The 24,971-nt window shown below is 70.4% G+C and carries 18 protein-coding genes and 1 pseudogene; 12 read left to right on the forward strand and 7 right to left on the reverse strand.

Annotation, left to right across the window (positions count from 1 at the left end):
* The first annotated feature begins 99 nt into the window (after positions 1–99).
* Positions 100–357 carry a hypothetical protein gene (locus ACH4S8_RS06120; protein WP_398391363.1) on the forward strand — a complete coding sequence of 86 codons (258 nt, stop codon included), beginning with the start codon at positions 100–102 and terminating at the stop codon, positions 355–357.
* Between the two features lie 164 nt (positions 358–521).
* On the opposite strand, the gene ACH4S8_RS06125 is transcribed toward ACH4S8_RS06120, so the two are convergent.
* Complete coding sequence (locus tag ACH4S8_RS06125; RefSeq protein ID WP_398391365.1) at positions 522–1,094, reverse strand: GNAT family N-acetyltransferase; 573 nt, start codon at positions 1,092–1,094, stop codon at positions 522–524.
* 161 nt (positions 1,095–1,255) lie between these two features.
* Here ACH4S8_RS06125 and ACH4S8_RS06130 point away from each other — a divergent pair, with 161 nt between their 5' ends.
* Positions 1,256–1,813 (forward strand): pyridoxamine 5'-phosphate oxidase family protein, encoded by a 558-nt coding sequence (locus tag ACH4S8_RS06130; protein WP_398391367.1) that lies wholly within the window; start codon positions 1,256–1,258, stop codon positions 1,811–1,813.
* A gap of 37 nt (positions 1,814–1,850) precedes the next feature.
* Here ACH4S8_RS06130 and ACH4S8_RS06135 read toward each other — a convergent pair whose 3' ends face one another.
* Entirely contained in the window at positions 1,851–2,765 is a 915-nt protein-coding gene (locus ACH4S8_RS06135) for a MerR family transcriptional regulator (RefSeq protein WP_398391369.1), read from the reverse strand.
* A 96-nt stretch (positions 2,766–2,861) separates the two neighbouring features.
* Between ACH4S8_RS06135 and ACH4S8_RS06140 the strand changes: the two genes are divergently transcribed.
* Positions 2,862–4,454: an alpha/beta fold hydrolase gene (locus tag ACH4S8_RS06140; protein ID WP_398391371.1), complete on the forward strand. Its 1,593-nt coding sequence runs from the start codon at positions 2,862–2,864 to the stop codon at positions 4,452–4,454.
* A 104-nt stretch (positions 4,455–4,558) separates the two neighbouring features.
* On the opposite strand, the gene ACH4S8_RS06145 is transcribed toward ACH4S8_RS06140, so the two are convergent.
* Positions 4,559–5,029: a hypothetical protein gene (locus tag ACH4S8_RS06145; RefSeq protein WP_398391373.1), complete on the reverse strand. Its 471-nt coding sequence runs from the start codon at positions 5,027–5,029 to the stop codon at positions 4,559–4,561.
* Positions 5,030–5,318: 289 nt separating this feature from the next.
* On the opposite strand from ACH4S8_RS06145, the pseudogene ACH4S8_RS06150 reads away from it, so the two are divergent.
* A pseudogene (locus ACH4S8_RS06150) lies at positions 5,319–5,519 on the forward strand (peptidoglycan-binding protein); the annotation flags it as partial.
* A gap of 182 nt (positions 5,520–5,701) precedes the next feature.
* Here the strand turns inward: ACH4S8_RS06150 and ACH4S8_RS06155 are convergent.
* Positions 5,702–6,067 carry a hypothetical protein gene (locus ACH4S8_RS06155; protein ID WP_398391375.1) on the reverse strand — a complete coding sequence of 122 codons (366 nt, stop codon included), beginning with the start codon at positions 6,065–6,067 and terminating at the stop codon, positions 5,702–5,704.
* Between the two features lie 145 nt (positions 6,068–6,212).
* Positions 6,213–7,028 carry a DUF427 domain-containing protein gene (locus ACH4S8_RS06160; protein ID WP_398391377.1) on the reverse strand — a complete coding sequence of 272 codons (816 nt, stop codon included), beginning with the start codon at positions 7,026–7,028 and terminating at the stop codon, positions 6,213–6,215.
* Positions 7,029–7,608: 580 nt separating this feature from the next.
* On the opposite strand from ACH4S8_RS06160, the gene ACH4S8_RS06165 reads away from it, so the two are divergent.
* From ACH4S8_RS06165 to ACH4S8_RS06190, 6 genes are all read left to right on the forward strand, one after another.
* The gene (locus ACH4S8_RS06165) at positions 7,609–8,148 is read left to right on the forward strand and encodes a toxin-antitoxin system, toxin component (RefSeq protein WP_398391379.1); all 540 of its coding nucleotides are present in this window, start codon (positions 7,609–7,611) and stop codon (positions 8,146–8,148) included.
* Between the two features lie 3 nt (positions 8,149–8,151).
* Complete coding sequence (locus ACH4S8_RS06170) at positions 8,152–9,363, forward strand: MAB_1171c family putative transporter (RefSeq protein WP_398391381.1); 1,212 nt, start codon at positions 8,152–8,154, stop codon at positions 9,361–9,363.
* A gap of 209 nt (positions 9,364–9,572) precedes the next feature.
* A complete protein-coding gene (locus tag ACH4S8_RS06175) occupies positions 9,573–10,784 on the forward strand; it encodes a hypothetical protein (protein ID WP_398391383.1) in 1,212 nt (403 codons plus the stop codon).
* A gap of 226 nt (positions 10,785–11,010) precedes the next feature.
* A complete protein-coding gene (locus ACH4S8_RS06180; RefSeq protein WP_398391384.1) occupies positions 11,011–12,408 on the forward strand; it encodes an FAD-dependent monooxygenase in 1,398 nt (465 codons plus the stop codon).
* A gap of 27 nt (positions 12,409–12,435) precedes the next feature.
* Entirely contained in the window at positions 12,436–12,924 is a 489-nt protein-coding gene (locus tag ACH4S8_RS06185; protein WP_398391386.1) for a GNAT family N-acetyltransferase, read from the forward strand.
* Positions 12,925–12,972: 48 nt separating this feature from the next.
* Positions 12,973–13,386, forward strand: coding sequence for a pyridoxamine 5'-phosphate oxidase family protein (locus tag ACH4S8_RS06190; protein WP_398391388.1), 414 nt, complete (start codon positions 12,973–12,975; stop codon positions 13,384–13,386).
* Between the two features lie 516 nt (positions 13,387–13,902).
* Here the strand turns inward: ACH4S8_RS06190 and ACH4S8_RS06195 are convergent.
* Both ACH4S8_RS06195 and ACH4S8_RS06200 read right to left on the reverse strand, forming a co-directional pair.
* Positions 13,903–14,907 carry a transcriptional regulator TrmB gene (locus ACH4S8_RS06195; RefSeq protein WP_398391390.1) on the reverse strand — a complete coding sequence of 335 codons (1,005 nt, stop codon included), beginning with the start codon at positions 14,905–14,907 and terminating at the stop codon, positions 13,903–13,905.
* A 137-nt stretch (positions 14,908–15,044) separates the two neighbouring features.
* Positions 15,045–18,713 (reverse strand): S8 family peptidase, encoded by a 3,669-nt coding sequence (locus tag ACH4S8_RS06200; protein WP_398391392.1) that lies wholly within the window; start codon positions 18,711–18,713, stop codon positions 15,045–15,047.
* 932 nt (positions 18,714–19,645) lie between these two features.
* On the opposite strand from ACH4S8_RS06200, the gene ACH4S8_RS06205 reads away from it, so the two are divergent.
* Together ACH4S8_RS06205 and ACH4S8_RS06210 are read left to right on the forward strand one after the other, a co-directional pair.
* Positions 19,646–20,950: an aldehyde dehydrogenase family protein gene (locus tag ACH4S8_RS06205; protein WP_398391394.1), complete on the forward strand. Its 1,305-nt coding sequence runs from the start codon at positions 19,646–19,648 to the stop codon at positions 20,948–20,950.
* A gap of 316 nt (positions 20,951–21,266) precedes the next feature.
* Positions 21,267–24,971, forward strand: coding sequence for a nitrate reductase subunit alpha (locus tag ACH4S8_RS06210; RefSeq protein WP_398391395.1), 3,705 nt, complete (start codon positions 21,267–21,269; stop codon positions 24,969–24,971).

A 24,971-nucleotide genomic window follows, 5' to 3' on the forward strand; every position in this document is an offset into this window, starting at 1 on the left:
GATCCGACCGTCGCCGCCCGCTCGGCCGACCACCGGGGTGCGAAGAACTGCCGTGCGCCTGCGCGACGGACGACGGGCGAGGCGCTTGAATACCGGAGCGTGACTACCGAACCTGAGCGATTCACCGTCCTGCTGGTCCCCGAGTACGTCGAGAACAAGGACGCCGTCTCCGCGCGCGACGCGGCGGTGCGATCGGCGGTCGTCGAGGCGACCGGCGAGACGGGCGAGACCGGCTACCCGCGCTACGCGGGGGACGGGATCGTGGCCGACATCGACCCTCTTACACGTACGGTCGAGGCGTTGCTGGTCGACGGCTCGGAGCTGGGCTACGGGCTGAGCGCCCTGGTCGCGTCCTGATCCGGACGGGACGAGAGCCGGGAGGTCGGGACGGCTCGCACAGCTCGGACGGCTCGGACGCACAGGACGGCTCGCACGGCTCGGACCGCTCGCACGGCGTGGACGGCCGCGGCTCGGCCCGTACGCGCCTTCCCGGCCGGGCCCGATCAGGTCCGGAACGGATGTCAGCGCAGGTCGAGCCGCATCAGGACGCGAGGGTGACCGGCCAGCACCGAGGTGGTGTCGGCGGCGTACACGAACCCGGCGCGCTCGAAGTTCTTCCGTATGCCGGCGTACGCCATCGTCACGTCCACCTCGGCCTCGCCGTTGTCCAGGGGGTACGCCTCGACAGCGGGCGCGCCGTGCGCGCGGGCGAAGTCGACCGCGCCGGCAATGAGGGCGTGCGAGATGCCCTTCTTCCGATGACCGGGCCGCACGCGGACGCACCACAGCGACCACACCGGGAGGTCGTCGATGTGCGGGATCGTACGGCTGCGGGCGTACGCCGTGTCCGAGCGCGGTGCCACGGCGGCCCAGCCGACCGGCTCGGCGCCCTCGTACGCGAGGACTCCCGGAGCGGGATCCTTCCGGCACAGCCCGGCGACGTACTCGCCGCGGGCCCGGCCGCGGAGTTCCTTGTCGAGCCCGGCCGGGATGCGGTGGCTCAGGCACCAGCACACGGTGGCCGTCGGGGACTTCGGGCCGACGAGCGCCCGGACGTCCTCCACCTCCGATGCCGGACGCACGGTGATGGCCATATCACCACCCTCTCACGGGTGCCCCGCCGGAAGATCCCCCCGGCGCGGCGATGATTTCGGGGCGCGCGACCGGTCGTCATCAGGGACAGCCGCCGCCAGGCGCAGCTGTCGTCGTCAGGAACAGGTGTCGTCGTTGTCAGCGAGAACGAGGGAGATCCGCCATGCCGACGCAGGAACCCGTGAACGAGCCCACCGCGGAACTCGACGCACGGTACAGCTCAGCACTCAATCCGCGCCCGGGTGCCGCGGACGTCACCGCCACCGCGTGGGCCGAGGGCCGGCGGCACCTGGAGGCCGCCGAGATCTTCTGGCTGTCCACGGTGCGGCCCGACGGCCGGCTGCACGTCACTCCGGTGATCGCCGCCTGGCACGACGGGGTGCTGTACTTCTCCACCGGTGCCGGGGAGCAGAAGGCGAGGAACCTCGCTCATGACGGCCACTGCGCGCTGACCACCGGAGGGAACTCGCTCACGCAAGGGCTCGACCTGGTGGTCGAGGGCACGGCCGAGCCCGTCGCCGATCCGGCGACGCTGGAGCGGGTGATCGCGGCGTACGAGGCGAAATACGGGCCGCACATCACCTCGCCCGAGGGCACCTTCCACGGCATCGGGGACTCGTTCCGCAAGGGACACGCGACGGTGTACGCGGTGCCCCCTGCCACGGCCTACGGCTTCGGTCGCGACAACGGGGTCTACACCCATACCCGGTGGTCCTTCTGAGCGGCGGGCTTCCGGAGCCGACGGGTGCGGCCGGCCGTCAGCCGGCCGCACCGGCGATCTGGTCGTCCAGCGCGGCGCGGAGCCAGTCGTGGACGGCGCCCGGGGTCGGGTCCGGGGAGGCGGTGACCTCGGCGGTGAGGTTCCAGTAATGGTCGATACGGGGGTCCGCGGCCAGTTGGCCGCTGAGTCCGCGGCGGAAGGCGGGCGTGTCGCGGGTGCCGCGTGAGCGGGCGTAGGCGGAGACGAAGCAGTCGAGTGCCTCGCCCGCTCGCGGTGGCCGGTCCGCCCGGAGCTGCGGCGACGCCAGCGCGTACGCCTCGACGAGTCCGTCGTAGAGCACGGCCGGACGGCCCCCGTCGGGCCGGTGTGCCGCGGGCTGCCCGTTGTCCGTGCCGGGGCACGGGGCGGTCACGAAGGCGTGCAGCCGGGTGAAGGCCAGCACCTGGGCCGGTGTCGGGCCTTCGGGAAGCTGCGGAACGGAGTGGTCGACGATCGCGGAGACGAGCCGGGCCGGGAGCCGCGGCGGCAGCCAGCGCCGCCAGAAGCGGGCCAGCGGGGCGGTACTGGGCGGGACGGACACGGCGCCGATCAGCCGCAGGCGGGCGGCGCGCTCCTCGGGGGCGCAGTCCTGGACCAGACGGAGGGCCGCCTCCTGCCAGCGCAGGGCGCTGAGCCGCGAACCGATCTGCCGCAGCTGCCCGGCGACGACGTCCTCGAGCGTGTCCTCCCGGTCGAGGATCCGTTCCACCTCGGGAACCGGCAGGTCGAGGGTGCGCAGGGAGCGGATCAGGCGCAGCCGGTCGAGCGCCTCGGGACCGTAGCGCCGGTGACCGCCGGTACTGCGGGCCCCTTCGGGCAGCAGTCCCCGGTCCGAGTAGAAGCGGACGGTCTTGACGGTGACGCCGGCGCGCTCGGCGAGCTCTCCGATGCTCCAGGTGCTCTCGGAAGACACGGACTTGAACCTCCCTCAGGGGGAGTTCCTACCGTACCGGCGAGCGCGGGGCGCCGGTACGCGCGGCCCCGCCGACCACAGTGCGAGGAGGCGGAGATGACGGCGTTCATCCTGGTGGCGGGTGCCCACACCGGCGGCTGGATCTGGGAGGAAGTGGCCGCCCGGCTGCGGGAGTCGGGTGCGCGGGCGTATCCGGTGACGCTCACCGGCATGGGGGACCCGGACCGTCCGGCGGGGCCCGGCACGGACCTGGAGACGCACATCCACGATCTGCTGCGGCTGATCGACGAGGTGGACGCCGAGGAGGTGGTCCTGGTCGGTCACTGCTACGGCATCCACCCGGTGCTCGGCGCGGCCGACCGCCGGCCCGAACGGATCGCCCGGATCGTCCACTTGGACGCGGGGATGCCCGGACACGGCGACCGGGCACTGGCCCTGGTGCCGGACGAGGAGGTACGCGACCGGCTGTCGGCCCGGGCCGACGCGGACGAGGACAAGCACGAGGGCAAGGGCGAGTACGAGGGCGACTGGTTGATCCCTCCGCCGGTGCCCGACGCGTGGCAGCGGTGGGGCAGTGTCGCCGGGATCCCGTCGGACCTGTTGGCCCTCCTGGCGGAGAACGCCGTCCCGCAGCCGGTGGGCACGCTCACCCGGCCGCTGCGGCTGACGGGAGCGGCCGGGGCTCTGCCGGCGACCGGCGTGCTGTGCACCGGCAACGGTTCGAGCATCGCGATGGTCGAGGGCCTGGTGGCGTTGGGGGACCCCGGGCTCCGGGCGCTCACCGAGCCCCGGGTGACCTTCTTCGAACTCGACACCGGGCACTGGCCGATGCTCTCCCGCCCGGACGAGGTGGCCCGGACACTGCTCCGGGCCGCCGCGGGGGAAGGCCACCGGGTGACCGCCGCGGTGAGCGAACAGCCGGGGCATCTGCGCCCGTTCCTGCTGGACGTGCCGGAGCGGCGCCGCGAGCGGATCGGACGGGTCGATCTCCACCTCCCCGGTGATCTGCCCGGTGACGACGGTGTGCGCGGTGACCTCCCTGACGGCCTTTCTGAGGCCGAGGGGCCGTGGCCGGCGGTGGTGTTCGTCCACGGCGGTCCGGTCCACCCCGATGTGCGGCCGACCCCTCGCGACTGGCCGGGATTCGTCGGATACGCCCGCTCGGTGGCGGGCATGGGTGCGGTCGGCGTGACCGTGGACCATCGGCTGCACGGTCTCGACGACTACGGACGGGCCGCCGAGGACATCGCCGCGGCGGTCGACCTCGTACGGGCCGATCCACGGGTCGACGCGGACCGCGTGGCACTGTGGTTCTTCTCCGCCGGGGGGCTGCTGTCGGCGGACTGGCTCGCGGCGCCCCCTTCGTGGCTGCGGTGCGTGGCGGCGACGTATCCGGTCCTCGCGCCGATGCCGAACTGGGGGTTCGCCGGTCCCCGGTTCCGTCCGGCGGTCGCCGTACGCGGCGCGGAGCGGCTGCCGGTCGTGCTGACCAGGGTCGAGCTGGAGCGCGCCGAGATCGCGGTGACGGTCGAGGAGTTCCTGGCCGCCGCGAAGGAGTGCGATGCCGATGTCGAGGTGATCGACGTGCCGCACGGCCGCCACGGTTTCGAGACGACCGACCGTTCCGAGCAGGCACGCCATGCCGTAGAACGCGCGCTGCGGTCCGTGCTGGGGCACCTGAGGGGCTGAGCGGTCGCCGCTTCGGCCGGCCGCCCGGGGCGGCTGCGGCTCAAATCCTCGGCCCCGCCGCCGAAACGGCGCGCGGGGCCGAGGGCCTGAGTGGTCCTACCGGGTCAGTGCCACCACTGGCGGTTGTCCGGAGAGTTGAGCGGGTCGACTCCGATCTGAAGGCCACGGTCGTAGTCGGTGATGTACCACCCCGTCGCCTCGTGCTTCAGCCGCCAGACGCCGCGGCCGCCGTCCCACTCCTCGTGCCAGCGCTGCCAGATGTTGCCGGAGCACTTTTCCATGTAGACGTCGTGGTCGCTGTACGCGGTGAGGCAATAGTCGGTGTCACTGTTCGTCTTCATCAGATAGGTCCCGTCACCGAGACTCTGGTCGTGCCAGCTGGTCCCGGCATTTCCGCAGCCGCGCATGGCCACATTGCTCGGGTCACCCCAGTTGTTGTCGATGGAGGCAAGACACAGACCGGTGAAGTCACTCTTCCAGGTGACATTCCCATCGGCGTGGGCGGAGGACGTGAAGCCTATGACGAGCATGGCGCTGCTGGCGACCGTGACGAGTGCACGCGTGATCTTTCGCATGAAGGGATCGTCACATGATCCACATTGGAATCAAAGGTTCCGAGTGCCGATTATCGAGCCTCTATCGAGTTGACTTATTTTCGATCATGGAACCGATGGATCCGGTTCCGATGTTGGACACCTGGGGCACCCACAAAATTTCCGCCTCACAGTTTCGGGCGACGTCGCCGAAAAGCCCTTTGCCTTTCGCCGACCACTCCGGTGATAATCCCGGCCGTCCGACGACAGAACGATCAGGGGGATTCGAAATGCGCCTTCGTAGACCGGGGCGGGAACGGAATCGGACGGCTCGTTCGGCCCGGACACCCTCAAGGCAGTCAAGCAGTTCCAGACCGACTCGGGACTGTCGCCGGACGGCGTCGCCGGCAAGGACACCGGCGACAAGCTGTGGCAGTCGCTGCAGAACACCATCTACTGGGGCGACGACAGGATGACCCCGTACGGCGTCCACCTGAGCAAGTGCTACCAGGTACTCCCCACCCACGGCTGACCTCCGCACGCGGCGGCGCCCCCGCCCGCAACGAGCCGGGGCGCCCCGCCGTTTCCGCCCCGCGCGATACTCCGCCGTCGACCGGCCGAAGGACGGCCAACGCCCTTTTCCTGGGCTGGGGTTCGGCGCAGGGGCCCATCACCGCGGGCGACCGGGCCCGGTCTGTCCACGGTCGCTCGTGATCAGTCGTCGGGCGTCGTGGGGGCCGGCTCCCCGCGGAGCCGCGCCGTGCGCACGAGGGTGGTGAGAGCGCCCGCGACGCCCACCGGTCCCGCGAGCCCGGCGACCGGAGCCGCCGCGCTGTCGTCGAACGACGTCACGGCCACCGTGGGTGCCCACAGGGCGACACCCGCGAGGCACCACGCCCGGGCGGCCGTATCGCCCTGCTGTCGCCACTGGTGGAAGAGGAGGTGGCAGCAGGCCCCGAGCAGGAAGGCGGCGGCGAAAGCCCGCTCGTGCCGGCTGTGCAGGTGCAGGGCGATGGAGCCGACGAGGAGGCTCCCGCCGATCACGTACGGGATGATCCGGCCGATCGGTGCTCGACGCATCCCCGGCCCCCTCCGCGACTGGCGTTTCAGCCCCGGAGCGCAACCCTCGTGTCGCCCGGTGGAAGGATCTGCGTCGCCGTACACCGTGCCGCGTCACGACGGGCCTCCCGCACCGTGCGGGCCGTCGGTCACGGGCCCTGTTCCGTCAGCTCCGCATCTGCCGCGCGAGCATCCCGGTGAACGGGGTGACGGGACGCTCCATGCGTTCGCCGTCCACGGTGATGTCGACCGCCTCGTTGTAGAAGGCCAGGAGATTCTTGATCGTGCCCACCGCGGGCAGCGGATCCGGGTAGCTCCACACGACGTCCGGCGGGACGGCGGCACCGCCCCGCCACGACCAGTACTCGGCCGTGCCCTTGTAGGGGCAGCCGGTGTGGTGGTCGGTGGGGACGAACAGTTCCAGGCGGACGTCCTCGCGCGGGATGTAGAACCGCGTCGGCAGCGCCGTCTCGAAGAGCAGCACCGGGCGGACGGTGTCGGCGACGAGGGTGCCGTCGATCTCGACCCGCACGTGCCGGCTGCTCACCAGGGCGTCCACCCGTTTGTGCGGGTCGCGCGGGTGGATGAAGATCTCTTCCTCCTCCTCGTACCAGTGGTCCAGGCCCCGGCCGACCCGCCCGAACCACTCGAAGGCGATGTGTCCGGCCAGGTCGGCGGCGGGGAACGTCCAGGCCGCGTTCTCCAGCAGCTCGCCGTCGAGCTCGAGGTCGTAGAAGATCCGCGATCCGGTGTGCCTGCCCGTCGGGGGGTTCCTCGCAGGCCGGAGGAGGTCCTCGCGCACCTCCTCGCGAGGGAAGGCGTACGTCGGCACCGGTACCTCCGGCTCCCACACGAGGACCGGGTGCCTGCTGTCCACCACCGTCACCTCGCCCCGGCAGCCGCGCACCCAGCGTCCGCTGGGCTCCCACAACAGGCCCTCCGGGGTCGTCCGGACGGCTCGCGCGGTGAGGAATGGGGTCATGACCAGTTCTCCTTCGGACTGCCCGGGCGACGGCCTGGGCACGGTCGTCCCGGCCTTCCCGCCCGCCGGGGCGGGGGGCAAGCTCGTGGACGCTCGTCCCCCGCCTCACCGGCCCGCAGAGCGGGGGGCACGAAGCACGCTTCCCCGGACGCTTCCCCGGTGGACGGACGACAGATGAGTCCACGATTCACGAGCGGCGGCGGCCGACGCCGTCGCTGCCGCCGGAGGGGCGTTTCGGACTGTACGGACGACGGCAATAACCAGTCATCCGGCCGAGCACTCACGAGTCTGCCTATATCGGACTTGTTCAGCATCATATGGCCCACCCCGGTGTCACCTTCGATTGGTTGCCCCGTGCACGGCAAGCCCGGGTTTGGCATATTGCGTACGGAGACCGACCGCGTCACCGCCCCGGATCGGCACCGACCGGCCGGCCGGAAACACCGACGGACAGCCGGCCAGGGTCCGGCATGCGGGCGCACCCGTGGACGGTTCGACAGACGCAGAGCGAAGAACGCCGACACGAAGCCGCAGGCTTCTCGCACTTCCTGGGGGGAGAACAGTGCGCAAGGGGAGGGTCATGCGTCGTCTCGTCGACGAACTGGTCGCCGGTGTCGCGCTGCCGGTCCCCACCGAGCCGGACGCCCTGTTCGACGCTTTGATCCGCCTGGTCAGCGCGAAGACGGGACGGGAACTCACCGTCCTGCGAAAGGAGTTCCCGCACCGGACGGCCAGCGGTCTCTGGCTCGACCTGCACGACCGCGACATCATCGTGATCGACGAGCGAGCCACCCCGCTCCATCAGCTGGCGATCTTCTTCCACGAGGTCTGGCACCTGCTCGACGGCGCCTGCGGCAACCACGCCGTTGGCCGGACCGTGGCGACCCGGATGATCTCCACCCGCCCGGATCTGCCCGAACTCGACGAGACGGTGCGCAGGGTGGCCGCGCGCTCGGAGTTCGAGCACGACGAGGAGAGGACCGCCGAGACGTTCGGCCTGCTGGCCGCCACGCGGTTCCGCGTCTGGCTGGAGAGCGAGCCCGGCAGCGTACCCACGGGTCGCGGTGACATCGCCGGACGCATCAGTGCGTCGCTGGGAAACCGTCGTCGGCAGGTCTGAGCCGTGAACTCCTTCGCCTACTACATACCCGCCGCCGCTCTGTGGATCTGCTTCGCCGTGAAGTTTCCGAATCTGCGGAGAGCCTGGCGCGACCCACTCGTCCGGTCGGTCTGCGTCGTCATCGCCGTGGGCGGCGCGGGTTTCTTCTTCGCGGCTCCGCCGACGATCGCCGCGGTGAACGGCATCAGCGGGATCCCGAACGCCTCGAGTCTGCTGGTGTACATCATCATCAGCGGGTTCAGCGCCTCCTGCCTGCTGCTGATCGTTCACTGGCGCGGCGGGTCACCTGAACACGTGCGCCGGGTCTCACGACACTGGCTCCTCGCGTACACGCTGGTCGTCGCCGTCCTGATCCTCCTGTTCGGCCTGGGTGACACTCCGGACGAACGCCGCACCGACTTCGACACGTACTACGCGTCGGCGCCGTTCATCGGCGAGATGATCATGCTGTACCTCCTGGCGCACATGACCGCCGCCCTGGTCACCACCATGATGTGCTGGCGCTGGGCTCTCCAGGTCCACGGCTGGCTGCGTGCCGGCCTGTGGATCCTGTGCGTCGGCTGGCTGCTGAACCTCTCCTTCAGCGGCCTCAAGCTCGCCGCGGTGGCCGCCCACAGGAGCGGCCGGGACTGGGACGTGCTCAGCACCACCCTTTCCCCCCTCTTCTCGGCCATGGCCGCCCCTTTCGCCATCGTGGGATTCCTGCTGCCCCTGGTGGGGCCCTGGGCGGTCGCCACCGGACGGACTCTTGCCGCCTACGTACGACTCGGGCCGCTGTGGGACGAACTCAGTGGCGCCAGCCCCGGTACGTCCCTCGCCGCGCCCATCCGCTGGTACGCCTCGCCCCAGGTCCACCTGACCCGGCGCGAGGCGGGCATCCAGGACGGGCTGAGCCTCGTGCGTCCACAGCTCGACGACGAGTTCCGCGCACGCGCGCAATCGGCCGCCGAAGCCTCCGGCAGCACCGGCCCGGACGCCGCTCTCATCGGTCAGGCGGCGATGATCCGCGCAGCCTCCCAGGCCACTCGTCAGGGCCGCACCCGCGCACCGCGCGTTCCCGGGGACTCCGCCGTCCCGACCGCGCGCGCCGCTCTCGTGGGCGTGTCCCGCGCCCTGCGCAGCTCGCCCATCGTGGCCGCCGTCCACGCGGATCGCGCGGTGCCGTCCCCTCCCGCCGTCAACCACATCGAGGATGGCGAGAAATCATCCACATGAGCCCCTCCGCCACCCCACCCGCGGGGTCCACGACCGCGCCGCTCCCCCGCCGGACCGGTACGCCCGGGGAGCCGCCGGAGCCCTTCGCGTGCTCCGGGGCACGGTTACGCGCCCGCATCCGCACCGGTCCCCGGCCGCGCCGTGAAGTCCTCACGCCCAGGCTCGCGGTGAACCCGCACGCGAGCCCCTACCCGGAAGGCCCGTGAGGGATGAACGGCAGCAGCTTGGTGTTCTACGTCCCCGGGGCGATCCTGCTGATCGCCGTCGTGGTCAAAGTCCCCTCCCTGAAGGGGAGGTGGCGGGAGCCTGCGACCCTGCCCAGCAGCGCGATCCTGCTGATCGGCTCCGCCGTGTGCGTCCTCTCCGCGCCCCCGACGATCACCGCGGTCAACGCGTTCACCGGGATAGCCAACTTCTCCGGACCGCTGGTGTACTCCGGCATGTCCGCGCTGAGCGCCGCATACCTCTCCCTGATGATCGCGTGGCGGGGCGGGCCGCGCTCCGCACTCAAGCGGCGGACTCTTCTGGTCGTGGCCCTCTACACGTTGGTGATCATCGGGATCGTGGTGCTCTTCGGGCTGGCCGACGCGCCCGTCGAGCGGACACGGGACATGGACACCTACTACGCCAATACACCGTACATGCGCGAAATGATCCTGTTGTACCTGGTGTTCCACACCTTCGCCACCGTCGCCCTGACGGGCATGTGCCTCGGCTGGCTCCGGATGATCACCGGTGCCACCCGCACCGGTCTGACCCTGATCTGCATCGGCAGCTGCTTCGACCTGTCCTACCAAGTCGCGAAGTACACCTCCATGGCCGCCCGTTGGACCGGCCACGACTGGGACTGGCTCAGCACCGACGTGTCGCCGCCCCTGGTCGCGACGGCCGGCATCCTTGTCGCCGCCGGCTTCGCACTGCCCCGCCTCGGCCCTCCTCTCGCGGACAACGTACGAGCCTGGAACCGCTACCGGCTCCAGAAGCCGCTCTGGGCGGAACTGTGCGAGCTGCGCGGCCCGGCCACAGCGGAATTCCGCTGGTGGACCTCTCCCGTGGTGCGACTGACCCAGCAGGAGATCACGATCCTGGACGGCGTCCTGGCCTGCGTGCCCTATCTGGACATGGAGATCCGCGACGCCGCCTACGCCGAGGCGCTTCGCCAGTCGGTCCCGTCGGCGGATTCCGGCGCGCCACAGGCGGTGCTGGAGGACGCGAGGGTGGTGGCGGACGCCGCCATGCTGGCCGCGGCCCGCATGCAGGTGACGGATCGTCACAGCGCGTACCACGCACCGGAGGTGAAGCTTCTCGAGACCGTGGAGAGAGCCCACACCAGGGTCAGGCTCGCCCGGGCCATCGAGACCTCGCCCATCGTCGCGGCAGCCCGTCGGCGCGCGGCCCTGCAGAACGCACACCTGGAGTGATCGCGGCAGCAGAGCGACCGCGTACGTGGTGCCGCTCCCGTCGGAAGGACCGCGCCGCCGGCCGATGCCGGGTACGCCGGACGTCCCGTCGTCCCGGTCCACGCCGCGGTGTCCGTGGACGTGACGGTACGTTGTCCCCCGCAGTTCGAACTCCGGTGCTTCTGGCGGCGATTGCCTGCCAGGAGCCTTCACGGCCGGACGGCCGCCAGAAAGGGTGCTCCCGCCAATGCCCGAGAGATCGTCCGGTCGTCGGCCTGCCGCGCTCGTGATGGGAGGAGGTATGACCGGCATGCTCGCGGCGGCCGTGCTCTCCGAGCACGCGGACGTCACGGTCGTCGAGTCCGACGTCCTGCCCCGACTGCCGGCCCCGCGCAAGGGACTGCCTCAGGCCCGCCACGCCCATCTGCTCTGGTCCGGTGGGGTGCGGGCCCTCGAGGACCTGCTGCCGGGCATCACGGATCAGCTCATCGGGCGCGGCGCCCGCCGCGTACCGATCATGTCGGGCATGGTCAGCAAGGCGCCCTCCGGCCAGTGGTTCAGACGGTTCGACGACGCCCATCACCACAGCCTCGTGTGCAGCCGCGATCTGCTCGACTCCACGATCCGTACCGAAGTCCTCCGGCTCCCCCGCGTGACCTTGCGCGAGCGGACCGAACTCATCGCCCTCGAAGGCGACTCGGACCGCGTGACCGGGGTGCGCACACACGACGCCGCGGGGGACGGGACCCTCTCGGCCGACCTGGTCGTCGACGCCACCGGACGCGCGAGCCGCGCACCGGTCTGGCTGACGGACCTCGGCCTGCCGCCGGTGGAGGAGCGTGTCGTCGACGCCGGCGTGGGGTATGCCAGCCGGATCTACCGGGCCCCTGCCTCCACGGGTGTGGACTTCCCCATCGTCAACGTGCAGGCGGACCCCCGGCAGCCACCGGGTAGGGGCGGCATCATCCTCCCCGTCGAGGAAGGCCGGTGGCTCGTCACCCTCTCCGGCACCAGAGGAGGCCGGCCCAGTCGCGACAACGATGAGTTCGTGTCCTTCGCCCGCTCTCTGGCCCATCCCGTCATCGGAGACCTCCTCACCGGGGCGGAACCGCTCACCGACGTCGTCACCACCCACAGCACGGCCAACAAGCGGCGCTACTTCGAGAAGTCGCCGAGCTGGCCGGCCGGCTTCGCCGTCCTGGGAGACGCCGTCGCCGGATACAACCCTGTCTACGGACACGGCCTGACAGCTGCCGCGCAGAGCGTCCTGGCGCTCAAGCGGGTGCTCGCGAGGCACGCTCTCGACTCCCCGGAAACGGCCGTGCGCATCCAGCGTCGCGCGGCACTCCCCGTGGGGCAGGCCTGGGATCTCGCCGTGGGCCAGGACATCCTCTACCCGGGCGCCACGGACGGGGCGCCGAGCAGACTGGAACGTGTCGCCGCCGGGTACATCGACCGCGCGGTCGATGCCGGGGCGCGCAACCCCCACGCCCTGCGGGTACTCCTGGATGTCATGAGCATGGAGCGAACCCCGGCCCGGCTCCTCGCGCCCGACATGCTCTTCCGTGTCTTCCTCGGCCGGAAGGAGCCCCTTCTGGACGGTCCCCCGTTGACGGAGGACGAACGGAAGGCCGCAGGCCTCTGACCGATCCCGCGCGATAGTGTGATCATCATGACCGACTGGGATCTTCGTCCGGCGTCGCTCCGGGACGTCGAGGCGGTGGTCGAGTTGCGCGCGGTGGTGATGCGGGCCGATCTGGAGCGGCTCGGACGCTACGACCCGCACCGCGTGCGCCAACGGCTGCGGGACGGATTCGACCCGGCCCACACCTGGGTGATCGAGGTCGGTGGCGCGTTCGCCGGGTCCGTCGCCCTGCGGCCGGCAAAGGATGCCCAGTGGCTCGAGCACTTCTATCTGGCGCCCGGACTCCAGGGGTGCGGCATCGGCTCGGGCGTGCTGAGCGAGCTGCTGGAGCGGTGTGATCGCGCCGGTGTCCGGGTCCGGCTGAACGTGCTCCAGGGCAGTCCGGCCCGGCGGCTCTACGAGCGGTACGGGTTCACCGTCGAGTCGGAGGATCCGGTGGACGTGTTCATGGTGCGCGAGGCCCTGCCCCCTGGGCCGTCCGGCACGAGGACCTGCCTTTCGGCTCCCTCCCAATAGGGCCGACCGGCCCTATTCGGCCCCGGCGCGCGGAGGGACCATGGCTGGATGTCCCAGGAAGACACCTTTCACGAACTCGACCGGCAGGAGTGCTTGCGCCTCCTGGCGAAGGTTCCGGTCGGCCGCGTGGTGTACACCCGGCAGGCGCTGCCCGCGGTCCTCCCGGTCAACTTCTGTCTGGACACGGACGACTCCGTCCTGCTGCGCACCTCGGCGGACTCCGAACTCGTCCGCGCGATCGACGGCGTCGTGGTCGCCTTCGAGGCGGACGAGTTCGATACGGAGACCCGGTCCGGCTGGAGTGTGGTCGTCACCGGACGGGCCACCGTCGTGACCGGCGCCGCCGAGCACGAACGGCTGTCGCAGGTCGGCCCGACGTCCTGGATGCCGTTGCGGAACACGGTGTTCGTGAGGATCGAATCGGAGATGGTCACCGGACGCGACCTCAGGGGACACGCGTGACGCGGTGACCGCCGATCAGGTCACACCCGCCCGGTCCCGCTCGCCGGGCGGGTCCCACTCGCCCGGTCGCTCGCCGGGCGGGTCCCACCCGTCCGGTGCCCCTCGCTGATCAGTGCCCGCCCGCTCGCTCTCCTCCCCGATCAGGACCCGCCCGCTCGGTCTCCGGCCTCCGGACCCGCCTCCGAGCCCGGCACGGAGTCCGGCACGGAGTCCGGCACGGAGTCCGCGCAGGCGCGCGGTGTACGGCCCCCGTCGCTGCCGTCACGTTCAGGCAGCAGTGGGAACACCGGCCGAGCCGCCGCACCCCTGCGGACGCTCCGCAGGCCGCCCACAAGGCACCCGACGAGGCCCGGCGACCTGGCATCCCGCAGTCAAAACAGCCGCAAGACCTGCGATCCGGCACTCGCGGGGACAAAAGCGAAGCTCGGAAATCCTGACGGAATGATCTTCTGGGCAACGTTCGTCTCTTCGCGTCGGGCAACGCCTGGCGGCTGCCGAGCGTTGCGACCAGCGCACTCACGTCTGCCTCGTCTCCGAGGCCTCCACCCAGCCGTGCCGGACGGCGTGACCGCCGAGTTGCATCCGGGTCCGCACTCCGGCTATGTCCATGAGCCGGCGCAATCGCCGGTGCATCGTGCGCTGCGACAGGCCCAGCTGTGTTGCTGCGGTCAAGTCGGTCACACCGGCCAGCAGGAGCGCGAGGATCCTTCGATCGAGGGCTGTTGGACCCTCTGTTTCGAGTTCGACGGTGGTTTCGGCTTCTTCGTCGGCAGGCAGCGCCAGCGGGTGGGCGGTGCGCCACACCGTCTCGAACAGCGTATCCATCGCATCCAGCAGGCCGCTGCGGTGCAGCAGCACTGCTCCAGGTTCTCCGGTCGGCGTGGTCGCGAGCGGGACGAGGCCGAGTTCGGTGTCGGCCAGCATGAGTTTCATGGGCAGTTGGTCGGCGATCCGCAGCTGCACACCGTTGCGCAGGGAATCGATCGCGTCGTGGATGATGCCCGGCTCCTCCAGGACGGCCCGGTCCAGTACCGCCCGGAAGCTCACGCCACGGCCGAGAGCCATGGGTTCGGCCGTGTTCTCGTCGGGAGGCAGGGCGACGAACGGTGCGGTGATGAAGGTGCGGACCTGCGTGCGGGCGGCCTGTTGCACCTGGAGGTAGCGATGACGGACGGCGTCGATGCCCGTGACGATCTCGATCAGATCGACGATGCTGCTCGCGGTCATGGCCGCCCGGTGCTCCTCGGCCAGGGTGACCAGCGCGTGCTCGGCCGCGCGCAGCCCGTCCCGGCGCTGGCTGATGAGGGCGCCGAGCGCCATGGCGGGCGGTGCGGCGGTGAACCGACCGTCCGCCGATCCGGTCACCAGTCCCCATGCGACGAGACGGGACAGGGCATCGTCGGCCTGATCCTGTGTCAGGGAGAGCGGATCCGACAGTTGCACCACGGTGGAGTTCGGGCGTCCGAGGAGTGCCCGGTAGACCCGCTCATCGTCTGGTTCGAGGCCCAGAACATCCAGCATCGGCGACCGACTCTCCTCCGCTCGTCGCAGCGGGGAGAGTATGCGCCATGGCGGCAGACTCCGAACAGTCTCCGGTGGAAGCGGGTGTGGCACGAGAGGCCCCGAAGAGTTGCCTCCCCGGGGCCTGACAGCGTGGTTCATCGCAGCCCGTACGCCCGGATGATCTCGTTCTTGACACCGAAGCCGCTGTTCGTGGCGGCACTTGCGCGGATCGAGAGGAAACCGCCGGGCTTCTTGGCCGTCCTGAACGGACCCGTCCAGTAGCCGCCCGTGCCCTTGGTCAGGGGCACTTTCTGCCAGGTGGCGCCGTCGTCGTAGGAGACATCGAGCTTCACCGTGATGACCTTGCCGGGCACGGTGCCGCCGTCCATCGACACAGGCTTGAGCGCTATCGCCTGAGCCGCACGGGTTTTGACGTCGCCGTGCAGGTCCGAGTCCAGCTTGTAGTTCAGGTTCAGCACCGAGAAGGGTTCGAAGAAGTCCGAGTCCACGGTGTCGGACATGAACGTCCACTCCGTGTGGGTGCGTGTCGACAGCCGGAAGACGTCTCCGGGCCGCTCCGCGTCGAGGACGGCACGGTAGGGCAGGTTGCCCGCCGGTACCTCCTTCCACTGCATGTCCCCGCTGACGGGGTTGTCGTAGATCCGCGTGTCGCCCTGGAAGACCTGGAGGTGGGACGGCGTCTCACCCCAGGGCAGATAGCCGCCCAGCCGCATGTTGTCGCTGGCGGATGCCCACGCCTGCACGTTCCAGGTCATGTAGTTCTGCCACCGGGAGTTGTACACGCCGAAGGACTCGCTCTGCCCGGGCCGGGTCACCGGGGCGAACCAGTTCAGACGCGTCGTGCTCCCCTTGGAGTACGTGTTGTCGCCCGACACCATCGACCATGGCAGGGGTCCGTCGACGCCCTGTGTGTGGAACTCCCTCCAGACCTGCCCAGGAGTCACCCACTCGGTGCGCGTACCCGGATGCCACTCGCTCTCGGGCATGTTGAACGACGGGCTGAGGGTGAAGTCGGAGCGGTAGCCCTCCGCCGACGTGCCGCCTGTCGCCGAGTAGTAGTGCGCGTCGATCCGGGCGAGATCACGCTTGGACGGCTTGTAGACCAGGGCCCGGTTCGGCACCTGACGGGGATAGTCGCGGGTCAGGTCGTAGACGAACGGCGTGTACCGGGTCTGCTTCACCGTGAGCTTCGCGATGCCGGACCTGGCCATCGCGACGAGGGTCCTGCCGGCGTTGTGGTGGACGCTTGCGACGGGGATGGCCGACTCGCCGACGTACTCCATCAGCGCGCCGGCACCGTCGTTGACCACGATCAGCGCCTTCGCACCCGCCTCGACGGCGGCCTCCGCGCGCTCCTGCGGCGAGACCTCGTCGCTGCGCACGACGACAACGACCTTGCCCCTGGCCCTGACCTTCTCGTACGCGGTCCGGGCGCCGTTGCCCGCGTAGACGACGTCGCGGCTGTCGGTGGCGGTGCCCAGTGCGCTGCCGGGCTGCACCAGTGCGTCGAAGCGGAGGCGGCCGCCCGCCGCGCTCAGGGCGAGTTGCGGCTCGCCCTTGCGCCAGCGCGTGGTCAGAAGGAACTCGCCGTGCTTCATCGGCTCCGTCGGCGCGACGTAGACGTCGTCGTACGTCGCCGGCAGCACATACGCGCTGCGGTAGTCCGTGTACGGGTCCTGCCCCTTGTAGTGGACGTTGAAGTCGACCTTTCGCTGGCGGTCCTCGGTGCGCTGCGGCGCCTGGGTCTGGAGCAGACGGGCCTTGCTCGCATCCAGCACCACATCCACGGGGCCGTCCTTGAGCACCGTCTCCGGGTCGACCAGCACGGCCAGACCCGAGCGGTCCGCCTTTTCGCCGGCCACGTCGAGGTATCCCGCGACGGTGTACGTGCCGGGTGCCATGCGCAGGGTGGTCGAGCCGTCGACGTAGATGTTCCACGGCCACGAGTCGCCGGCCAGGTTGACGCCGACCCAGCCGGAGGCGGGCTTGCCGTCCCGGCCGACCAGCTTGATGTTCAGGTCGTAGCGCTCCTCCTCCTTGAGCAGTGCCACGGACGTGCGGGTCACCGGCTTCCCGGTGGCCGCGTCGGTCGCGATCACGTAGCCGACGTGCCGGCCCGCCGGGACGGATCGCGGGTCACCGGTCACCGGAACGGCCGCGGTGCCTCCGGCGGGGACGGTCACGGTGGTCGCGCCCAGGGTGAACGGGCCGCCCTCATCGGTCAGGCCCAGGTTCAGGGTCGCGTCGGAGGATCCGGTGTTGGTGAAGGTCAGGTCCTTGGTGACGGCCCCGCCGCTCGGATCGTACGGCCAGGTGTGGTTCCCGAAGAACAGCGATCCGGTGCTGCGGACCGTGGTGCGCACCGCGGCGGCCACGTCGACGCGGCCGGTGCCGACCTCGTACGGCGAATACCCCGCGTCCAGGCCCTTCGCCGTGCTCATCAGCTGTTCCTTGAGCTGCGCGCCGGTCCAGTCCGGGTGCTGCTGGGCCAGGACCGCCGCCGCGCCGACCACGTGCGGAGTGGCCATGGAGGTACCGCTGAGCGTGCGGTACAGGCCCGTCCCGCCGTCGGTCATCTCCTGGGAGCGGGCCGCGGTGATGTCCACGCCGGGCGCCGCGATGTCCGGCTTCATCGCGCCGGAGGACGCCAGGGGGCCGGTGCTGGAGAAGGACGCGAGCTGATCCTGTTTGTCGGTGGCGGCCACGGTCAGCGCCGAGGCGGCCGCACCCGGGGAGGAGATGCTTTCCGGGCCCGCGTTGCCGGCGGCGATGACGAACAGCGTGCCGTACTTCGCGGACAGCGCGTCGACCGCCTGCGACATCGGGTCGCTGCCGTCGGTCGGGTAGGAGTCGCCGAGGCTCATGTTGACGACGTCGGCGCCGGACTCGGCCGCCCACTGCATGCCTGCCATGACCCAGGAGTCCTGGCCGTAGCCCTCGGCGCCGCCGAGCACCTTGCCGATGTACAGGTCGGCGCCGGGAGCGACGCCCTTGTAGTCGCCCCCGGAGGCGGCGCCGGAACCGGCGATGGTGCTGGCCACGTGCGTGCCGTGTCCGTTGAGGTCGGTGATGCCCTCACCCGGTACGAAGCTGGCCGTGCCGTCGATCAGGCCCGCGAAGTCGGGGTGGTTGACGTCGATGCCGGTGTCGAGGACCGTGACCTTGACGCCCTTTCCGGTGTAGCCGGCCGCCCAGGCCTCGGGCGCGCCGATCAACGGCACGCTCTCCTTCAGGTCGGCCTTCACCCGACCGTCGAGCCACAGCTTCGCCACTCCGGCGCCCATCGCTTTGCTGTCCCGTGGCGCGATGGTGTTCCAGAAGGTGCGGGCTCGCACCTTCTGGGTGCTGAGCACGGCACCGCGAATGCCCTTGAGCGTCCGGGTCAGCCTGCTGCCCCGAGGGGCTGTCGGCTCAACGGCTGTGCGGGACGCCGACTTGGCGTACGTCGCGATCAGTGGCACCGCGGACGTCTTCGCGTCGTCGTATCCCATGTCGATCAGGTCGGTGACGTCGAACAGCCGCCGGTCCAGCTTGCCGGTGCCCAGCAGGGACGCCGCCTCGTCAGGGATGACGAACAGATCGCCGTTGACCGTCTGCATTTTCACGCCGCCGACGGCGTTGTCCGGTCGGTCGACATCAGCGGTCTGCTTGCCGTCAGCCATCGTGGTGACCGTGACGACGTCGCCGGTGACCAGGGTGATCTTGTGGGTCGCCGTGGACGAGGCGGGAGCGGTGGGCTTGCTCGGGGCGGCGTGTGCGGGCTCTTGCAGAACCGCGAGCCCCGACGCCAGCAACGACGCCACGGCGGCAGCCGATATCAGGTGCCGCCGTCTGTGCCAGGAGGCGGAAGACTGGGAGAGAGAGAACATGCCCCTGGGTCTATCGGCCGGGTCCTGGCGACGAGAAGGCCGAACGACGGCGAGTCCTCGCCATGGCAAGAACTCGCCAGCCGCAAATCGCTGTCAACCAGGCCTGGTTGCACCTTTCGCATCAGCGTCGGCCGGGAACCCTCAGCGCCACTTCCCGGTGCGAGCCGGCGAGCGCGGCCCGCAGCCGGCCGGTGTCGGATCAGGGCCGGTCGGCAGCCACGGCCGCGACCCCGCGATCGAGGGGCTGCCCACCGTGTTCCGGCTGGTCCGCACGAGGGCTACCGATACGCGGTCCTGATCACCGGCGCCGTACTCCTGCTGGGCGGAGTCGCCGCCGTCACGTTGATCGACCCGGACCGCGATGGCCACCGGCTGTCCGTGTGACCACACGGGCGTGCCCACTTTCAGCGCAGCACACGAAGCAGATCCTTCCTTCCTCCTCTCCGTCTGCCGCAAGGAACACTGTTGAACACCCACGCCCTCGACACCTCCTTCCTCGACCGCGCCGTGGCCCATGTACGCGGCAACGCCGAATCGTGGTCCACCACGCCGCTCAGCGAACGCATCGCCCTTCTGGAGCAGTTGCGATCACGCATCACCTCGCGTGCGTCCGAGATGGCCGCGGCGGGGGCACGGGCGAAGGGATACGGACCGGACTCCCCCTGGGCGGCCGAGGACTGGATCGGCGGACCCTGGGCTCTGGCCCAGAACACCGCGGCGTTTCTCCATGTCCTTCGGCGGATTGCCGCGGGCAAGGATCCGCTCGATGACAAGGCGGTCCGCGAGGAGCACGGCCTCACCCGCGTGGACGTCTTCCCGGCCACCGGCTGGGACCCTCTGCTGCTCAACGGATTCACGGCCCAGGTGTGGATGCGCCCGGCGTCACGGCACAGCAGACGCTGGCGAACGCCGCGGGTGAGTACCGGGGCAGGCAGGCGGCTCCCGCCCTCGCCTTGGTGCTCGGTGCCGGAAACGTCGCAGCCATCGCCGCACTCGACATCCTGCACAAGCTCTATGCCGAGGGTCAGGTCGTCATCGCCAAGATGAACCCGGTCAACGCATATGTACGCCCCCACTTCGACTACATCTTCGCGGACTTCGTCGAACGAGGCTGGCTGCGCTTCGTCGACGGCGATGCGGCCGAGGGCAGTTACCTGTCACGCCACCAAGGCGTCGACGCCACTCACGTCACCGGCAGCGACCGCACCCACGACGCCATCGTCTGGGGCTGCGACGAGAACGCCGAGCAACGCCGCCGTGACGACCTCCCGCTGCTCACCAAGCCCTTCAGTAGCGAACTGGGCGGGGTCAGCCCCTGCATCGTGGCGCCGGGCCCGTGGACCGGTGCCGACTTCCGGTTCCAGGCCGAGCACATCGTCACCAGCAAGATGAACAACTCCGGCCACAACTGCATCGCCAGCCAGATCCTCGTCCTGCCGCGCGAGTGGGACGGTACCGAACGGCTGCTCGACGAGATCCGGCACGTGCTGAGCGAACTGCCCGCGCGGGTCGACTACTACCCCGGCGCCGCAGACCGTCTCACCTCCGTACAGGCGGCCCACCCCACGGCGGAGGCCCTCGCCGACGGCTGTCGGCTGCTCGTACCCGACATCACCGACCACAACAGCCTCCTGGTCACCGACGAAGTCTTCGGCAGCGCCCTGGGCGTGGTACGCCTGCCCGGTACGGCTCCGGCCGGATTCCTCCACCACGCCGTCGACTTCGCCAACGAGACCCTGCCCGGCACCCTCGGCGCAACCCTGATCGTCCACCCGAGAACCGAGAAGGCCGACACGGAGGCCGTGCGTACCGCCGTCGCCGATCTGTGCTACGGCACAGTGGGCGTCAACTGCTGGTCGGGCGTCGGCTTCCTGATCGGCTTCACCCCTTGGGGCGCCTATCCCGCCCACACCCGCCAGGACATCGGAAGCGGCATCGGCTTCGTGCACAACGCGTTCATGCTCGAAGACATCCAGAAGACCGTGCTGCGCGCCCCCTTCACACCAGCCCTGCGGGGACTCGTCACGGGAGATCCGTCGCTGTCCCTGCGGCCCCCGTATTTCGTCACCCACCGCAATGCACTGAAAACGGTGAAGCACCTCACTCGCTTCACGGCGGCGCCGAGCCTGACAAAACTGCCCGCACTCGTCGCTGCCGCGTTGCGGGGCTGACCCCTCGGGGCCGTCCGTCAGGGCATCAGGCGATCTTCTGGTGGTCCTGCGGTTCGGGTCATGCGAAGGCTTGGATATCGGGGCGCTGGAACGGGTCTCCGCCGGTGGCGGTGGCCGGCGTGTCGGCCGACGGTCCTCTCGAACGGTTCGGCCGAGGCCAGCATGCAACCGGGGCCGCGTCCCACCCGTCGGCCGACCGGGTCCGGAACAGGGGCCGTTCGGCCCCGATACAGCCGTTCGAAGGGGGCCGGAAGGCGGTCCGGCAGGGACCGCCGGACCAGGTACGCCGAGATCTGCGGCGCCTAGCGTCAGCGCCATGGAGAACGATCAGAACGTACGGCGGCGGGCGTCGCTCGGCGAGGACTGGCCGCTGGCCGCCCGGCGGCTGCTCACCCGCCGCGAGGTGTCGGCCGACGGCCGTGCCGTGTTCGGCGAGAGCGACCCGAAGTGGGAGGGCTTCTACCGCGACCGGTGGGCGCACGACAAGGTCGTACGGTCCACCCACGGTGTCAACTGCACCGGTTCCTGTTCGTGGATGGTGTACGTCAAGGACGGCATCATCACCTGGGAGCACCAGGCCACCGACTACCCGTCGATCGGCACCGACTGCCCCGAGTACGAGCCGCGCGGCTGCCCGCGCGGGGCGTCGTTCTCCTGGTACACGTACTCCCCCAGCCGGGTCCGCTACCCGTATGTGCGGGGCACGCTGCTGAAGCTGTGGCGCGAGGCCCGAAAGCGGCTGGGCGATCCGGTCGCGGCCTGGGCGGAGATCACCTCCGATCCGGCGAAGGCGCGGGCGTACAAGCGAGCCCGCGGCAAGGGCGGTCTGGTGCGCGCGAGTTGGGACGAGGTGAGCGAGCTGGTCGCCGCCGCCCATGTGCACACCGTCAAGGCGTACGGTCCGGACCGGGTGGCGGGGTTCTCGCCGATCCCGGCGATGTCGATGGCGTCGTTCGCCGCGGGCACCCGGTTCATGTCGCTGATCGGCGGCACGCTGCTGTCGTTCTACGACTGGTACGCCGACCTGCCGGTCGCCTCTCCGCAGGTGTTCGGCGACCAGACCGACGTCCCCGAGGCGGCCGACTGGTGGAACGCCGGTTACCTGGTGATGTGGGGATCCAACATCCCCGTGACCCGCACCCCCGACGCGCACTTCCTGACCGAGACGCGCTACAACGGCACCAAGGTCGTCGCGGTCAGCCCCGACTACGCCGACAACGTCAAGCACGCCGACGAATGGCTCTCCCCGCATCCCGGGACGGACGGGGCGCTGGCGATGGCCATGGGCCACGTGATCCTGCGCGAGTTCCTGGTCGACCGCGAAGTGCCGTACTTCCGGCAGTACTTGAGGACGTTCACGGACGCTCCGTTCCTGGTGACCCTGCGCGAGCACGCGCTGGGGCTGGTCCCGGACGGGTTCCTGACCGCCGCCGACCTCGGGGGCGAGGAGGGGGACACGGAGAACGCGGGGTCCAAGACCGTTCTCGTGGACAGCGCGACGGGTGGGCCCGTCGTGCCGAACGGCTCGCTCGGCTTCCGGTGGGGAGAGACCGGGCAGGGCCGCTGGAACCTCGAACTGGGTCACGTCGTACCCGAGTTGAGCCTGCTGGAGCGGGCCGAGGACACGGTCGAAGTCGTGCTGCCCCGGTTCGACGAGGGGGCCGGCGAGGGAGGGGCGACGATGGTGCGCGGGGTCCCGGTCCGCCGGATCGGCGGGCGGCTCGTGACCACGGTGTTCGATCTGATGCTGGCCCAGTACGGCGTGACCCGGCCGGGACTGCCGGGCACCTGGCCCGCTTCGTACGAGGACGCCTCGGAGCCGTACACGCCGGCCTGGCAGGAGACGATCACCTCGGTCCCGGCCGGGCAGGCGGCCCGGATCGCCCGGGAGTTCGCCCGCAACGCCGAGCGCACCCAGGGCCGTTCGATGATCGCGATGGGCGCGGGCACCAACCACTGGTTCCACTCCGACACCATCTACCGGGCCTTCCTGGCGCTGACGACCATGACCGGGTGCCAGGGCGTCAACGGCGGCGGCTGGGCCCACTACGTGGGCCAGGAGAAGGTCCGCCCGGTCACCGGGCAGCAGCACCTGTCGTTCGCCTTCGACTGGCAGCGGCCCACCCGGCACATGGCGGGCACCTCGTACTGGTACCTGAACACCGACCAGTGGCGCTACGAGGCCATCGGACCGGACGAGCTGGCGTCGCCGCTGGGCGAGGGCCGCTTCGCGGGCAGGTCCACCGCGGACTGTCTGGCCCAGGCGATCCGCATGGGCTGGACCCCCGGCCACCCCGGCTTCAACCGCAACCCGCTCGACCTCACCGACGAGGCGGCCGCGGCCGGCCGCCCGGTCGCCGAGCACATCGTGGACGAACTCACGTCGGGGCGGCTGCGGTTCGCCGCCGAGGACCCCGACGACCCGGCCAACTTCCCCCGGGTGCTGACCGTCTGGCGGGCCAACCTGCTGGGCTCCTCCGGCAAGGGCAACGAGTACTTCCTGCGCCATCTGCTGGGCACCGACGCGGCGGTCCGCTCCGAGGAGACCCCGCCCGAGTCACGGCCGCAGGAGGTGGTGTGGCGCGAGGAGGCCCCCGAGGGCAAGCTCGACCTGCTGGTCACCATGGACTTCCGGATGACCTCGACCAGTCTGCTCTCCGACGTCGTCCTGCCGGCCGCCACCTGGTACGAGAAGGACGACCTGTCCAGCACGGACATGCACCCCTTCGTGCACGCCTTCACCCCGGCCATCGCCCCGCCCTGGCAGGCCCGCACCGACTACGACACGTTCCTGACCATCGCCGACCGGTTCAGCGAACTCGCCGCCGAGCACCTGGGCACCCGCACCGACGTCCTGGCCGTACCGCTGCTGCACGACACCCCCGACGAACTCGCCCAGCCCGGCGGGGTGGTGCGGGACTGGAAGGCCGGCGAGTGCGAGCCGGTCCCCGGCCGGACCATGCCCAGACTCGTCGTCATCGAGCGGGACTACGCGGCGGTGGCGCAGAAGATGCGTGCCGTCGGCCCGCTCCTGGACACCCTGGGCACCACCACCAAGGGCGTCACGGTCCACCCGGACCGGGAGATCGAGGAACTGCGCCACCGCTGCGGAACCGTCCGCGACGGGGTGGCCGCCGGGCGCCCGTCGCTCGCCACGGCCTCCGACATGTGCGAGGCGATCCTCGCGCTGTCCGGCACCACCAACGGGCGCCTCGCCACCGAGGGTTTCCGTGAACTGGAGCGGCGCACCGGCAGCAAGGGCCTCGTGGAACTCGCCGCCGAACGGGAGGGCGAGCGCATCACGTTCGCCGACACCCGCACCCAGCCCCGCTCCGTGATGACGTCCTACGAGTGGTCGGGCAGCGAGACCGGTGGACGGCGCTACTCGGCGTTCGTCATCAACACCGAGCACAAGAAGCCCTGGCACACCCTCACCGGACGCCAGCACTTCTTCGTCCAGCACGACTGGATGGCCGAGTTCGGCGAGCAACTCCCCGTCTACCGGCCACCGTTGAACACGCCCCGGCACTACGGGGACGATCAACTGCACGAGCAGGGCCGGGCGGAGGTCACGGTCCGCTATCTGACCCCGCACTCGAAGTGGTCCATCCACTCCAACTACCAGGACAACGCGCACATGCTGGCACTGTCCCGCGGCGGCCCGGTCATCTGGATGTCCACCGCCGACGCCGAGAAGATCGGCGTGAAGGACAACGAGTGGATCGAGGCGTACAACCGCAACGGGGTCGTCGCCGCCCGCGCCGTGGTCAGCCACCGCATGCCCGAGGGCACGGTGTACATGTACCACGCCCAGGACCGCAACGTGAACGTGCCGAAGACCGAGGTCAGCGGCAAGCGCGGCGGCATCCACAACTCGCTGACCCGGCTGCTGATCAAGCCCACCCATCTCGCGGGCGGCTACGCCCAGTTCACCTACGCCTTCAACTACTACGGCCCGACCGGCAACCAGCGCGACGAGGTCACGGTCATCCGCCGCCGCTCGCAGGATGTGGAGTACTGA

The organism is Streptomyces sp. NPDC021080, assembly GCF_044333225.1.
Taxonomy (GTDB): Bacteria; Actinomycetota; Actinomycetes; order Streptomycetales; family Streptomycetaceae; genus Streptomyces.